Here is a 14366-nt window from a genome sequence, read left to right as displayed (position 1 = left end):
TTTTAAATAGTCAGCGAATTTCAAATAAATTGTCTATATGTAAAAGCATTGCGAACCCTTTAAGAAAAGACTAGAATGTACGTTGGCATTCGAATAGATAGGGGGGAGATCAATGCCCAAATCACTTTGGTTTTTGATTATTGGTATGCTTGTAAACGTAACGGGAGCTTCATTTTTATGGCCTCTCAATACAATTTATATAAATGAACATTTAGGAAAGTCGTTATCCGTCGCAGGAGTGGTTCTTATGCTGAATTCTGCGGCAAGCGTAGTAGGAAATTTGCTTGGAGGAACGCTTTTTGACAAAATCGGAGGATATAAATCCATTTTATCAGGAATTATTATTACTCTTATTGCATTAGTAGGACTCGTGTTTTTCCATGGTTGGCCTACATACGTTGTTCTCTTGGTTGTTGTAGGGTTTGGATCTGGTATTGTGTTTCCATCTATGTATGCAATGGCAGGGTCCGTTTGGCCACAAGGCGGAAGAAAAGCATTTAATGCGATGTACGTTGCTCAAAATGCAGGAGTAGCTATTGGCGCCGCAGTAGGAGGCATTGTAGCGTCTTATTCATTTACGTATATTTTCTTAGCTAATACAATTTTATACGTTATTTTTCTGCTTATTGCTATTTTTTCATATCGCCATATTTCGGTTACAGTTGGGCAAACGAATGTCCTTAATGAAGCTGGAAGCATTGGGCATAAAACGAAGCTGACTGCTCTTCTTATTTTATGTACGGGGTATGTCTTATGCTGGGTGGCGTATGTTCAGTGGCAAACAACGATTGCTACGCATACGCGTGAGCTGAATATACCTCTTTCTAGCTACAGTTTGCTTTGGACGATTAACGGAATTTTAATTGTAGTCGGTCAGCCTTTGATTGTACCCATCATTCAAAAAGTAGCAAAAACATTAAAAATACAGGTCCTAATTGGAACGGTTATTTTTGTGGCTTCTTTTATTATCGTGGTGAATGCTACAACATTTCCGCAGTTCTTAACAGCAATGGTTGTGTTAACAATTGGAGAAATGTTCGTTTGGCCAGCCATTCCGGCTGTGGCGAGTCAGTTAGCTCCATCTGGAAAAGAAGGATTTTATCAAGGTGTAGTTAACAGCATGGCTACTGCAGGTAAAATGATTGGTCCTCTTTTTGGAGGCGTTATTTTCGATGCTTTTAATATGTCTACGCTGTGCTATTTATTAATTGCGCTATTGTTATTCAGTATGTGTACAACATGGATATACGATTATAAATTAAAAGAAAAACGTCAGCGTTCATTAACCATCTCTAAATAAATAGAGATGGTTTTATTTTTGAATGCTTAATAAACGTAGGAATGTCTTCAGTATTCCTTTAATAATATAGTAAGGGTTGTGACAAGCAAAGAAAGGAGTATATACCTGTAAATGTGTAAGCGTTTTCTAATTATATGACTTCATGGGGGGCTAAACATGCTTAGTATGATTGGATTAATTGGAGGATTATTGCTGCTCATTGTATTAACGATGAGAGGCATGAATTTATTTATAGCAGGTCCGCTCAGTGCTTTAGTTGTTGCGTTAACAAGCGGAATGCCTTTATTTCCACAGCTGGTGAAAGAAGGAGAAGTAAATTTTGTTGGAAATTACATGTCTGGTTTTACAGGATTTATTGCTTCTTGGTATTTAATGTTTCTATTGGGCGCCGTCTTTGGAAAAGTGATGGAAGACAGCGGGGCTGCTGATAGTGTTTCTCGCTGGATTGTCAGTAAACTAGGAATGAAAAGAGCAGTGTTGGCGATTGTACTTGCCTGTGCGGTCTTAACATACGGAGGAGTCAGTCTGTTTGTAGTAGCATTCTCTGTCTATCCAATGGCTTTGAGCTTATTCAAACAAGCCGATTTACCGAGGCGGTTTATTCCTGCTGCTTTAGCATTCGGTTCCGTTACGTTTACGATGACCTCGGCTGGGTCGCCTGAAATCCAAAACTGGATTCCAATTGAATATTTGAAGACTAGTCCGTATGCAGGATGGGAAGTTAGTTTAGTTGTAGCAGTAGTGATGGCTGTATTCGGCTACTGGTGGTTAAAGCGCTTGATTTCAAAAGCAGTTAAAAATGGAGAGCGTTTTATATCACGCGAGAAAGATCCAGTAGTAACGGAAAATCAGTCTCTTCCTAATCCTTTATTAAGTTTGCTTCCGCTTGTGGTCGTGCTCATTATTTCTTTTACACTTCATAAGCCACTTCAGCAATCTGCGTTGATTGTTGCACTTTTAAGCGGGATCATTGTCACTTATATTGTGAACCGAAAGCATTTTAAAGGATTTTGGAATGCAGCTTCAGAAGGAACGCTGGGTGCGTTAATTGCTATTGGGAATACAGCCGCTGTCGTAGGTTTTGGAGGAGTTGCTAAGGCTGTTCCCGCGTTTGGAGTGGCTGTAGATGCCATGACGCATATTCCAGGAAGTCCGTTGATTGGGGGAGCTATTGCCGTGAGTGTTATCGCGGGGATGACAGGTTCGGCTTCAGGAGGTCAGGCGATTGCTTTGCCAATTTTAGCGCCTCACTATCTAGATGCTGGTGTAAATCCAGAAGCTCTCCATCGCGTAGTAGCTATTTCCTCTGGAGTATTAGATTCCTTGCCTCATAATGGTTATGTCGTAACAACAATTAATTCTATTTGCGGAGAAACTCATAAAGATGCGTATGGACCAGTTGCAGCAATGACGGTGATTGTGCCGCTTGTTGGTCTTGTACTTGCGATCATCCTGTTTTCTTTTGGATTTGGCATTTAATAATAGGAGCTAAAGAAAGCAGGGACTCGGATACAAGTATTTTAGTTGAAGGAAGATCCGAACGATGAATCGTTCGGATCTTTTCATGTTTATGGTGAACGTAGGTTTCATTTGTTTAGGTGCTTCTAGCTCCGGAGTGGAGGGCAAGACAAAGACTCCTGAAGTAGGTGAGACCCCGCACGAGTGTAAGCAACGAGGAGGTTCATCGGCTGCCCGCGGAAAGAGAAGTCTTGCACGGAAATCAACAGCGGTGTAACCAAGAGATTCATACTAGCGCATTTATCCCATTTGTTCGTCTTTAAATTGGATTGATTTAAGTATGTCTCAATCCCTTTTTTGTTTGGCCGTGGATGTATGTTTTTGGGAGAAGTTGTTCATATATAAGAATGAAAGAGAGGATTTAGCAACAAAGCAGTGCTACAGTGCAGAAACTTTTACAAAATCCGTTGAACAACTTGCAGTTTACGAACATATTATTTACAATACAAGGTAGTATGATGTAAAAACTATGATAAGGAATAGTAGTGAACGAAGCGAGCTAAGAGAGCTGACGGGTGGTGCGAGTCAGCAAACGAGCGTTCATGAACTCACCTTGGAGTTGTAAATGTGAAGTAAAGTAACATTTGCCGTCTATCCGCGTTAAGGAAAATGAGTGAGTACATAATTGTGCTAATTTGGGTGGTACCGCGGGAAGTTTATTCAACCTCTCGTCCCTTTGTTTGAGGGATGAGGGGTTTTTTAGTTTAATTAAATACAGCTGGAGCGTACAAGGAGGATTATGTATGGCTTTTAATCATGAAAAGATCGAACAAAAATGGCAAAAAGTTTGGGAAGAAAATAAAACATTTAGAACAACAGAAGATGAAGGAAAGCGTAAATTTTACGCATTAGATATGTTCCCTTATCCATCTGGCGCTGGTTTACACGTTGGGCATCCAGAAGGTTATACAGCAACGGATATTTTATCTCGTATGAAGCGTATGCAAGGATACAATGTACTTCATCCGATGGGATGGGATGCATTCGGACTACCTGCTGAACAGTATGCATTAGATACAGGAAACGACCCGGCTGAATTCACTGAACTTAACATTAATAATTTCCGTCGTCAAATCAAATCGTTAGGTTTCTCTTACGATTGGGAGCGAGAAATTAATACAACTGATCCAAACTACTACAAATGGACGCAGTGGATTTTCTTACAGCTATATAAAAAGGGCTTAGCTTATGTGGATGAAGTAGCTGTTAACTGGTGTCCTGCTCTAGGAACAGTACTTGCGAACGAAGAAGTTATTGACGGCAAAAGTGAGCGTGGGGGACATCCGGTTGAGCGTCGCCCAATGAAGCAGTGGATGCTTAAAATCACAGCTTATGCAGATCGTTTACTAGAAGATTTAGATGAGCTTGATTGGCCAGAAAGTATTAAGGAAATGCAGCGCAACTGGATTGGCCGCTCTGAAGGAGCTCACGTGCACTTCACAATCGATGGATACGACGACACATTTACTGTGTTCACAACGCGTCCTGACACGCTATTTGGGGCAACGTATGCCGTTTTAGCACCTGAACATCCGTTTGTGGAAAAAATTACAACAGCCGAACAAAAAGAAGCGGTAGAAGCGTATTTAGATCAAATTAAAAGCAAAAGCGATTTAGAACGTACAGACTTAGCTAAAGACAAAACTGGCGTATTCACTGGTGCTTATGCAATTAACCCTGTAAACGGCGAGAGAATGCCAATTTGGATTGCTGACTATGTTCTAATGAGCTATGGCACAGGTGCAATTATGGCTGTTCCGGCTCATGATGAGCGTGATTATGAATTTGCTGTTAAATTTGAACTGCCGATTAAAGAAGTAGTAGCGGGCGGAGACGTTTCAAAAGAAGCTTATACAGGCGACGGCGAGCACGTTAATTCAGACTTCTTAAATGGTTTAGATAAAGAAGAAGCAATTTCAAATATGATTCAGTGGCTTCAAGCAAATGAAAAAGGTGAAAAACAAGTAACATACCGTCTGCGTGACTGGTTATTCAGCCGTCAGCGCTACTGGGGTGAACCAATTCCTGTTATTCACTGGGAAGATGGCACAACGACTGCAGTTCCTGAAGATCAGCTTCCGCTTGTGTTACCAAAAACGACTGAAATCAAACCGTCAGGCACAGGTGAATCTCCGTTAGCAAACATTGATGACTGGGTGAACGTTGTAGATCCGGAAACAGGCAAAAAAGGGCGCCGTGAAACAAATACAATGCCTCAATGGGCAGGCAGCTGCTGGTATTACTTACGCTACATTGATCCAACAAACAGTGAAGCGTTAGCGGATGCAGATAAATTAAAAGAATGGTTGCCGGTTGATATTTATATCGGTGGTGCTGAACACGCTGTTCTTCACTTATTATATGCTCGTTTCTGGCATAAGTTTTTATATGATATCGGCGTAGTTCCAACAAAAGAGCCGTTCCAAAAACTGTTTAACCAAGGTATGATTCTTGGAGAAAACAACGAAAAAATGAGTAAGTCAAAAGGTAACGTTGTAAACCCAGACGAAATCGTAGAAAGCCACGGAGCAGATACGCTTCGCCTTTATGAAATGTTCATGGGGCCTTTAGATGCATCAATCGCTTGGTCAACAAAAGGGCTTGATGGTGCACGCCGTTTCTTAGATCGTGTATGGCGCTTACTTGTTGACGATAACGGTGAATTAAGCAGCAAGGTTCAAGAAAGCAATGACACTACGCTTGAACGCGTGTATCACCAAACGGTGAAAAAAGTAACGGAAGATTACGAAGGCCTCCGTTTTAATACAGGTATCTCTCAGCTTATGGTATTCATCAATGATGCATATAAAGTTGACGTGCTGCCAAAGCAATACGTAGAAGGGTTTGTGAAGCTATTAGCACCAATTTGTCCTCATACGACTGAGGAATTATGGAGCAAACTAGGTCACGAAGATACAATTTCGTATGAGGCTTGGCCTGCGTTTGACGAAGCGAAACTTGTAGATGATGAAGTGGAAATTGTCGTTCAAATTAACGGTAAAGTACGTGCGAAAGTAAACGTACCTGCTGAGGCATCTCGTGAAGAGCTTCAAGATATTGCAATGGCTAATGAAGATGTTCAAGAGTTCATTGAAGGTAAGACAGTGCGCAAAGTGATTGCTGTGCCTGGTAAATTAGTAAACATCGTAGCTAATTAAGTATTGATGTAGAACAGAACCCCTGACTAAAGAGCAGTCAGGGATTCTGTTCTAGACCTAAGTGCCTGATATTCCCCTTTGGGGGGTGGCATCAGGCGCTTAGTCAAATCTTTAACTACGATTGGAAAAGCTTAGGCAGGCTTGCTGCTTAAGCTTTTCTTATTTAGTGGCATAAAGGTATTTGAATTTGCTACAATAGCGATAGCAAGCTGAATGAAAGAATAGAGAGGAATGACGAAGATGGAAGAAGTAAAAGTAATTACGCCTGAAGAACTTCAAAAACGCGTTGAAAATGGAGAAGAACTTCATTTAGTTGATGTGCGCGAAGATGAAGAAGTAGCAGAAGGAATGATTCCAACTGCTAAACACATTCGTATGAATGATATTCCAGCTAATGTGGATTATTTCGATAAAGACAAAGAATATATTTTCATTTGCCGTTCGGGCCGCCGCAGTGAAAACGTATGTTACTACCTTCAAGAACAAGGATATAAAGTAACAAATATGGTTGGCGGTATGTTAGAGTGGGAAGGAAAAACGGTTAATAAATAAAAAAGAGGCTGGGACAAAAGTATCTTAGCTGAAGTGAAAAATGAACCATTGATCAACATGTTTGATTAGTGGTTCGTTTTTTTTGTTATGGTGAACATAGCTTTTATTTGTTTCGTTCCTTCTAGCAGTCGATTGGAGGGCAAGGCGAAGACTCCTGCGGGAAAAGCGGAACAGGCGAGACCCCGCAGGAGCGCAAGCGACGAGGAGACTCACCGGCCGCCCGCGGAAAGCGAAGTCTTGCACGGAAATCGACTGCCGTGTTACAAGCGGTTCAGCTCATGTATCCCATTTGTTCGTCTTTAGATTGAATTCATTTCGTTATGTCTCAACCTCTTTTTTGAATGAAACTTCTACCATCCGACTAAAATGATAGCAGGAAAACAAATGATGACTAAATCTATAAAAGCCCTCATAAAAATAGAGGTAGTAAGAGATTGAAAATCCGTACAAAAACCATCATCAAGAGAAACGGTCCATTCTGATTGAAACAAATTTGATAGGACAAGGTGGTAGAAGCTGTGATACAAGTAAAAATGTTTGATAAAGAGCATGAAAAAGATTTAGAATTTGCGGTGAACCGATTTTTACGGAAATTAGAGGATGAAGACGTCGTTGATATTAAATACCAAGTGACAGTGGATGTTGATCGTGATGAGCAGGTGTACTGTTTTTCAGCCATGGTTATGTATAAAGCCTAGCATATTATGCTAGGCTTGTTGCAAATTCTCCTGCATTACTTCCAGCCAAACGGCCTGTTACAAGAGCAGAAGTGATATTGTATCCTCCAGTGTATCCATGGATATCAAGAATTTCCCCGCAGAAGTAAAGGCCTTGCATAAATTTCGAAGACATTTCTTTTGGGTGAATTTCTTTAACGGATACGCCGCCTCCTGTTACGAATGCTTTTTCTAAAGAAAGCGTGCCGTTTACAGCAAATTCAAATCGTTTGCACAGTCTTGCAAATTCTCTCAGTTTCTCATGCTGAAGCTGTCCTGCTAGTGCTTGGCTATCAATGCCTGCTTGCTCGAGTAAAAACAATAGATAGCGTTCAGATACAAAACCTTTTAAGACATTTTTAATTGCTTTTTTCGGCTCTTCTTTTGTTGTTTTTACTAAATTTCGGAAAACATCTTCTTCGTTTTGGCTAGGAAATAAATCAAGAGACATTTGAACAGTGTTGCTTTTTTGTTTCTTTAACTCTTTAACAACATATTGGCTGCAGCGAAGAGCGGCAGGGCCAGAGATGCCAAAGTGAGTGAAAATCATATCCATTTGATGAGTAATGACAGGCTTGCCTTTTTTATTAAGCACGCTTAGTCCTACATTGCGAAGAGATAGACCTTGAAGCGTTTTGGTTTTAATAAAGTGTTCGCTAGATGTAATAGGAACTTCTGTTGGGTAAAGTTCAGTAATTTTATGCCCCGCATCTTTTGCCCATTGATAACCGTCTCCTGTCGAACCTGTATGAGGTACTGATTTTCCACCTACTGCAATCACAACGCTTTTCGTTTGGATTGCTTCCCCGTTTTGAAGCACAACTTCTTTCACGGTGTTGTTCTCATAGTTTACGCGTTTAACGGCTGTGTTTGTGCGAATTGTCACACGAAGACGGTGAAGTTCGCTAATTAATGCGTCAACAACAGATTGCGCTTTATTGCTGACCGGAAACATACGACCGTGATCTTCTTCTTTTAATTTAATTCCAAGGCCTTCAAAATAAGAGATGATATCTTCGTTATTAAAAACAGAAAACGCACTGTATAAAAAGCGTCCGTTTCCTGGAATGTGTTTAATAAGTTCATCAATGGGAAGACGGTTTGTCACATTACAGCGTCCTCCTCCAGAAATGGCAAGCTTTCGTCCAAGTTTATTGCCTTTATCAATTAATAATACGTTTGCACCTGACTCACCAGCTGCAATCGATGCCATCAAACCAGAAGGTCCTCCTCCGATTACGACTACATCATATATCATACTTTCACCAACCTGTCTATTCTTAAAAATTTTAGTTTGTTCACTGACAAATCTCTCAACATTGGATAAAATGGGCTATAGTCTTTGTTTTTTTAGTTTGTTGACGAGTGCGAGTGAGTATAAGACCTTTCTTAGTGTATACTGTCACTTGCTTCTTTTCAATTCTATCATTATTATCAGTATGTAACATTAAGTATCGGAGGCAAACGTATGTCTGATTCAAAATTGTTAAGAGGGACCTTTGTGCTGACGCTTGGCACCTATGTATCCCGAATCTTGGGAATGATTTATTTATTTCCATTTGCGATCCTTGTTGGAACCGTAGGGGGAGCACTGTTTGGTTACGGATATAACCAATATGCTATTTATTTAAGTATTGCTACAGCCGGTATGCCAATGGCCGTATCGAAATTTGTATCAAAATATAATGCACTCGGTGATTACTATACGAGTAGAAGAATGTACCGGGCCGGCATGAAATTAATGCTTGTCACAGGAATACTTGCATTTTTACTTTTATATTCGTTAGCTCCTGTTATGTCTAGAATTACACTGGGAGGTTCTGATTTAAATAACTCCTTAGAAGATGTAGTAATGGTTATGCGAATGGTTAGTGTTGCGTTAATTGTAGTACCGATGATGAGTTTAATGCGAGGATTTTTCCAAGGTCACCAGTCTATGGGACCAACAGCTGTTTCACAAGTAGTTGAACAGCTTGTGCGGGTTGTCTTTTTATTGGCATCTACCTATATCGTCATCAAAGTTGTCCATGGGAGTCTTGCATTAGCCGTTGGATTTGCTACGATGGGGGCTTTTGTAGGAGCTCTTGCTGGACTGACTGTATTAATTTGGTACTGGAAAAAACGAAAGCCTTATCTTGATAAAATGGTGAACGAGCAGAAGGTAACGCCTACCCGTATTTCTACCGTATCCATTTTTAAAGAGCTGCTTACGTATTCATTGCCATATGTCTTTGTCAGCTTGGCTATACCGCTTTATCAGTATGTGGATCAATTCACATTTAACCGTGCGATGGTAGCGGCTGGACAAAAAGAAATAGCAGAGTCAATGAACGGAATTGTTCAGTCTTATGTTCCAAAGCTTGTGATGATTCCCGTTTCATTAGCTACTGCGTTCGGTTTGACTCTTGTACCAACGATTACACGTTCCTTTGTGAATAAAGATTATAACGTACTGCAAAAGCAAATTGACCAAACATATCAAACGATTATGTTTCTTGTGCTGCCAGCATCTGTAGGATTAATGGCTTTAGCTGGCCCAGCCTATACGTTTTTCTTCGGAACAGATGCATCGGATGCGGGTGGAAATGTCTTGCTTTACTATGCACCGGTAGCTTTATTGTTCTCATTCTTTACGGTTAATGGAGCTATTTTACAAGGAATCAACAAACAAAAATATGCTGTTTTAAGTCTATTATTTGGATTGATTGTGAAAATTGTCGTGAACGTTCCATTTATTCTTATGTTCCACGAGATTGGTTCAGTTTTAGCGACAGCACTAGGATATATCGTATCTCTTGTTTATATGTTTGCGCTTATTCAAAAACACGCAAAATATAACTACAGTGAGTTTATAAAACGCTCTGTGCTTATTCTCATTTTTGTTGCGATTATGGGAATCAGCGTAAAAATTGTCGCAGCAGTGATTGGTCTGTTTACAACGCCAGGACGATTCTCTGCCACTGTTATTACGATTCTAGGAGCAGCAGTAGGCGGCCTTATTTACTTTATTATTACCTATCGTTCAAGCCTGCTTGAAAAAGTAATGGGAGCGAGGGTAACAGGTGCAATTGAACGAAAGATACTGCGCCGAAATAAACAGCGCAGTGCCTAAGAAGATGACTCGTTAGAGTCATCTTCTTTTCAAAAAAGAGGAGGATATTACATGCGTTTGGATAAATTGCTTTCTACCATTGGGTACGGAAGCCGAAAAGAAGTTAAAGGTCTTTTAAAGACTGGAGCTGTTAAGGTAGACGGTACAGCAGTTAAAGATGCTAAGGTCCACGTTAATCCAGATGAACAAGAAATAACTGTGCATGGCGAAGCCGTTTCTTACCGAGAATTTGTTTACTTTATGCTTCATAAGCCGCAAGGCGTCATATCAGCAACAGAAGATTCTCTTCATGAAACAGTTTTGGACTTACTTGAACTTGACGATGCTGTGTATGACCCATTTCCGGTAGGGCGTTTAGATAAAGATACAGAAGGGCTCTTGCTGCTGACGAATGACGGTCAGCTTGCACATCAGCTGCTATCTCCTAAAAAACACGTTCCTAAAACATATTTTGCAAAAATTAATGCACCGGTGACTGAAGAAGATGCTGAAGCATTTAGACAAGGTGTCACTCTTGATGATGGATATGTAACAAAATCAGCAGAGTTAAAGATACTAACAAGCGGTGTGGAATCAGAAATTGAATTAACGATCGTTGAAGGGAAATTTCATCAAGTGAAGCGTATGTTTGAAGCAAGAGGAAAAAAAGTAACGTATTTAAAACGTTTATCTATGGGAGCTTTGCTATTAGACGAGTCGTTAGATTTAGGAGAGTATAGGGAGTTAACGGAAGAGGAACTAGCTTTATTGCAAAAATCAAATGCCTAAGAAGAGGCGAAAGAAAAAGGAACCTAAGTCTAAAATGGTTCCTTTTTTTGTCCACTTTATTAGACAAGTGAAACATTTCACGTTAAAGAACTTAAACGAGTACCAACTCTGCTTGACGTGCAAATGGAGCGGGGGACTATGCACTCGTCCAAGTCTTGACTTTCTACTGCGTAGAATTTTATCTCTATATATAAATCACTTACTACCCTTGAAATAAACTTACTAGGATGACATCTTGACCTTCTTTTGCGTAGTCGTCCATGTACCGCGACTTGGGCTGCGAACTAAATCATTATATGCTAACACATTCAAGTCACGCTGAATGGTTCTTGGTGTAATACCAAATTCGTCTACGAGCTCTTGCGTTGTAACTGTTCCATTTTTACAAATGAACATATAGACCGATTTGATACGAGTTAGCATTCGATTAGTTGAAGGTTTCAAAAAACCACTTCCTTATTCGTTTTTCGTAAGGCACAACTTCTTTATAACTCTGAGATGTCAAGCACTATTTCAGTCCTTATCCTTATTGTACACAAAATCGACAGAAAAATAAAAGAGAAAACGCAAATTAACACAATATTTACAAAAAATGATATAAATATGTAATCCTTTCGTAACATCTCCTTCCTCTATTTGCACATTTTTTATAGTATATGTAAACAATAAACAAATAGAATCCGTTTTTATCGATTGTGCCTACAAATTATTTCCCGAAATTTTGACTCTGTAAACCTTTGATATGAAAGGAAAGAGACAATTATTTCTTTCTATATAAAGGTATGATAAAGTTAAATTTACCAATAGTAATGATAGATACAATCTGTAAAAGCAGGAAAAGGAGACAAACAGATGACGGCAATTAATTGGAAAGAGGAAGTTCAAAAAAGAGAAGCTGAAATTCTAGCTGAGACGCAGCGTTTTCTACAAATTAAAAGTGTTTTGACAAGCACAGAGAAACAAGAAGAGCCATTTGGACCTGGAATTGCTCAAGCGCTTCACTTTCTTTTAAATAAAGGAAAAAATGACGGGTTTTCCGTCAAGAACGTAGACGGATATGCTGGTCATATTGAAGCAGGAGAAGGGAAAGATCTTCTTGGCATTCTTTGTCACGTAGACGTTGTTCCTGAAGGAGACGGTTGGTCGGTTGATCCATACGGCGGTGAAATAAAAGATGGGAAAATTTTTGCTAGAGGAGCAATCGATGACAAAGGCCCGACGATGGCTGCTTATTATGCGATGAAAATTGTGAAAGATTTAGGGCTTCCTCTATCTAAACGGGTTCGAATGATCATTGGAACGGATGAAGAAAGTGACTGGAGATGTGTGGACCACTACTTTAACCATGAAGAGATGCCAACTATGGGATTTGCGCCGGATGCGGATTTTCCTATCATTTTTGCTGAAAAAGGCATTACAGACGTAGAAGTTCGCCAGCAGCCAATTGAAGGAACAAAGGGAAGCGTTCAGCTTACATCATTTGTCTCTGGGCGACGCTACAATATGGTTCCTGATCTTGCAACAGCTGTTCTTCAATTCCATAGTGAAACGGATATTAAAAATAAATATGATCAATTTTTAAAGGATCAGTCTTTAAAAGGTTCAATAACAGAAAAGAGCGGTGTATACACACTTACTTTAGAAGGCGTTTCAGCACATGGCAGTGTGCCTGATAAAGGGAAAAATGCTGGACTTACACTTCTTCGCTTTTTACACACATTAGAACTTGATGAACAAGCTAATCAGTTTGTAGGTTATGCAAACGCGTATTTAGTCCAAGATGCACTAGGAGAAAAAATGGGCTTAAATCGCAAAGATGAGGTCACGGGTGATTTAACGATAAATGTTGGAATCATGTCTTACAATCAAGAAGAAGCAGGGCACTTTGGTTTAAACATTCGCTATCCTGTATCAGCTCATATTGACGATATTATTGATACGATTAAAGAAAAAAGTGAATCTTATCAAATGACTATCAAACATTTTACAGATTCTAAACCACATCACGTCGATCAAAAACATGAGCTTATTCAAACGCTTCAAAAGGTTTACCAAGAACAAACAAATGAAGAACCTACACTTATTTCAATTGGAGGAGGAACATATGCCAGAGCATTAGAAGCGGGTGTGGCATTTGGACCTCTTTTCCCAGGCCGTGAAGAAGTAGCGCACGAAAAAGACGAGTACATGGTAATTGAAGATTTACTTCGTGCAACAGCTATTTATGCACAGGCTATTTACGAATTAGCTAAATAAAAAAAGCGAACGCCTTTGCGTTCGCTTTTTTATTATTCAAATGAGAACAGGTCGCTTGATAAATAACGTTCACCTGTATCGCAAGCAATACATACGACCACTTGATCAGGAGATAATTTTTTGGCTACCTCGATAGCAGCATAGCACGCAGCGCCAGATGAAGGACCGACTAAAATTCCTTCTTCAGAAGCCAAGCGTCGCGTAATATCGTAGGCTTGTTCATCTTTAATTTTTAAAATTTCGTCGTAAACATCTACATTAAGCGTATCAGGAATAAATCCAGGGCTTGTTCCTACAAGCTTGTGCTTCCCAGGCCTTCCTCCAGATAAGACAGGAGACCCAGCTGGTTCCACAACATGAACGGTCATATTTGGGTAGTTTTCTCTTAGGACTTCACCAGTTCCTGTAATCGTTCCGCCTGTTCCAGCAGTAGCAACAAAAGCAGATAGGTCTTTGCCTAACTCGTTCATTGCCTCGATAATTTCTTTAGCAGTCGTTTTTCGATGTGCGTCAGGGTTTGCATTATTTTCAAACTGCATGGGCATAAATGCATTTGGAATTTCTTTTGTAAGTTCTTCTGCTTTGCGGATTGCTCCAGGCATTTTCTCATCACCCGGTGTTAGAACAACTTCAGCACCATATGCTTTTAACAAGTTAATTCGTTCTTGAGTCATGGTATCTGGCATGACTAAAATAGAACGATAACCTCTTGCCGCTGCATTCATAGCTAAGCCAATACCTGTATTTCCGCTCGTTGGTTCAATAATAGTAGAATTTTCATTGAGCAAGCCTGCTTCTTCAGCTTCCATGATCATATTAAAAGCAGCACGGTCTTTTACACTACGGCTCGGATTAAAAAACTCTAGTTTTAAGTAAACGGATGCTCCATCTGCAGGTTGAAGACGATTCAACTTAACAAGAGGTGTCTCGCCAATCAAATCAGCCATATTGTTAACAACTTTCATTTTTCTCATCCTTTTCTTATA

The 14366-nt window shown here is 39.9% G+C and carries 12 protein-coding genes and 1 other annotated feature; of the genes, 9 read left to right on the top strand and 3 right to left on the bottom strand.

Annotation, left to right across the window (positions count from 1 at the left end; genetic code table 11):
• Positions 1-112 precede the first annotated feature (112 nt).
• From ACN6NE_RS08850 to ACN6NE_RS08825, 6 genes are all read left to right on the top strand, one after another.
• Positions 113-1300, top strand: coding sequence for an MDR family MFS transporter (locus ACN6NE_RS08850; RefSeq protein WP_129705108.1), 1188 nt, complete (start codon positions 113-115; stop codon positions 1298-1300).
• A gap of 156 nt (positions 1301-1456) precedes the next feature.
• On the top strand, positions 1457-2779 hold the full coding sequence (locus tag ACN6NE_RS08845; protein ID WP_129705106.1) for a GntP family permease: 1323 nt from the start codon (positions 1457-1459) through the stop codon (positions 2777-2779).
• 64 nt (positions 2780-2843) lie between these two features.
• Complete coding sequence (locus tag ACN6NE_RS08840; RefSeq protein ID WP_129705104.1) at positions 2844-3035, top strand: hypothetical protein; 192 nt, start codon at positions 2844-2846, stop codon at positions 3033-3035.
• A gap of 243 nt (positions 3036-3278) precedes the next feature.
• Positions 3279-3497 (top strand) — a binding site (T-box leader).
• Between the two features lie 64 nt (positions 3498-3561).
• Entirely contained in the window at positions 3562-5976 is a 2415-nt protein-coding gene (gene leuS, locus ACN6NE_RS08835; protein WP_129705102.1) for a leucine--tRNA ligase, read from the top strand.
• 240 nt (positions 5977-6216) lie between these two features.
• Entirely contained in the window at positions 6217-6528 is a 312-nt protein-coding gene (locus tag ACN6NE_RS08830) for a rhodanese-like domain-containing protein (RefSeq protein ID WP_071270224.1), read from the top strand.
• Positions 6529-7046: 518 nt separating this feature from the next.
• Complete coding sequence (locus tag ACN6NE_RS08825; RefSeq protein ID WP_013059521.1) at positions 7047-7226, top strand: sporulation protein Cse60; 180 nt, start codon at positions 7047-7049, stop codon at positions 7224-7226.
• Positions 7227-7230: 4 nt separating this feature from the next.
• Here ACN6NE_RS08825 and ACN6NE_RS08820 read toward each other — a convergent pair whose 3' ends face one another.
• The gene (locus ACN6NE_RS08820) at positions 7231-8502 is read right to left on the bottom strand and encodes a BaiN/RdsA family NAD(P)/FAD-dependent oxidoreductase (protein ID WP_129705099.1); all 1272 of its coding nucleotides are present in this window, start codon (positions 8500-8502) and stop codon (positions 7231-7233) included.
• Positions 8503-8712: 210 nt separating this feature from the next.
• Here ACN6NE_RS08820 and ACN6NE_RS08815 point away from each other — a divergent pair, with 210 nt between their 5' ends.
• Both ACN6NE_RS08815 and ACN6NE_RS08810 read left to right on the top strand, forming a co-directional pair.
• On the top strand, positions 8713-10356 hold the full coding sequence (locus ACN6NE_RS08815) for a putative polysaccharide biosynthesis protein (RefSeq protein WP_129705097.1): 1644 nt from the start codon (positions 8713-8715) through the stop codon (positions 10354-10356).
• A 51-nt stretch (positions 10357-10407) separates the two neighbouring features.
• The gene (locus ACN6NE_RS08810) at positions 10408-11124 is read left to right on the top strand and encodes a pseudouridine synthase (RefSeq protein WP_028410484.1); all 717 of its coding nucleotides are present in this window, start codon (positions 10408-10410) and stop codon (positions 11122-11124) included.
• Between the two features lie 222 nt (positions 11125-11346).
• On the opposite strand, the gene ACN6NE_RS08805 is transcribed toward ACN6NE_RS08810, so the two are convergent.
• The gene (locus tag ACN6NE_RS08805; protein ID WP_013059517.1) at positions 11347-11568 is read right to left on the bottom strand and encodes a DeoR family transcriptional regulator; all 222 of its coding nucleotides are present in this window, start codon (positions 11566-11568) and stop codon (positions 11347-11349) included.
• 408 nt (positions 11569-11976) lie between these two features.
• Between ACN6NE_RS08805 and pepV the strand changes: the two genes are divergently transcribed.
• Positions 11977-13380 (top strand): dipeptidase PepV, encoded by a 1404-nt coding sequence (pepV, locus tag ACN6NE_RS08800; RefSeq protein WP_474325168.1) that lies wholly within the window; start codon positions 11977-11979, stop codon positions 13378-13380.
• Positions 13381-13412: 32 nt separating this feature from the next.
• On the opposite strand, the gene cysK is transcribed toward pepV, so the two are convergent.
• Entirely contained in the window at positions 13413-14345 is a 933-nt protein-coding gene (gene cysK, locus ACN6NE_RS08795; RefSeq protein WP_474325166.1) for a cysteine synthase A, read from the bottom strand.
• Positions 14346-14366 lie beyond the last annotated feature (21 nt).

The organism is Priestia sp. 53B2 (assembly GCF_056099005.1).
This window is presented reverse-complemented; position numbering and strand designations above follow the sequence as displayed.

Excerpts from the sequence above, each read along its gene's own strand:
- ACN6NE_RS08850 (WP_129705108.1), top strand. The coding sequence starts at position 113 with ATGCCCAAATCACTTTGGTTTTTGATTATTGGTATGCTTGTAAACGTA.
- ACN6NE_RS08845 (WP_129705106.1), top strand. The coding sequence starts at position 1,457 with ATGCTTAGTATGATTGGATTAATTGGAGGATTATTGCTGCTCATTGTA.
- ACN6NE_RS08840 (WP_129705104.1), top strand. The coding sequence starts at position 2,844 with ATGAATCGTTCGGATCTTTTCATGTTTATGGTGAACGTAGGTTTCATT.
- leuS (WP_129705102.1), top strand. The coding sequence starts at position 3,562 with ATGGCTTTTAATCATGAAAAGATCGAACAAAAATGGCAAAAAGTTTGG.
- ACN6NE_RS08830 (WP_071270224.1), top strand. The coding sequence starts at position 6,217 with ATGGAAGAAGTAAAAGTAATTACGCCTGAAGAACTTCAAAAACGCGTT.
- ACN6NE_RS08820 (WP_129705099.1), bottom strand. The coding sequence starts at position 8,502 with ATGATATATGATGTAGTCGTAATCGGAGGAGGACCTTCTGGTTTGATG.
- ACN6NE_RS08815 (WP_129705097.1), top strand. The coding sequence starts at position 8,713 with ATGTCTGATTCAAAATTGTTAAGAGGGACCTTTGTGCTGACGCTTGGC.
- ACN6NE_RS08810 (WP_028410484.1), top strand. The coding sequence starts at position 10,408 with ATGCGTTTGGATAAATTGCTTTCTACCATTGGGTACGGAAGCCGAAAA.
- pepV (WP_474325168.1), top strand. The coding sequence starts at position 11,977 with ATGACGGCAATTAATTGGAAAGAGGAAGTTCAAAAAAGAGAAGCTGAA.
- cysK (WP_474325166.1), bottom strand. The coding sequence starts at position 14,345 with ATGAAAGTTGTTAACAATATGGCTGATTTGATTGGCGAGACACCTCTT.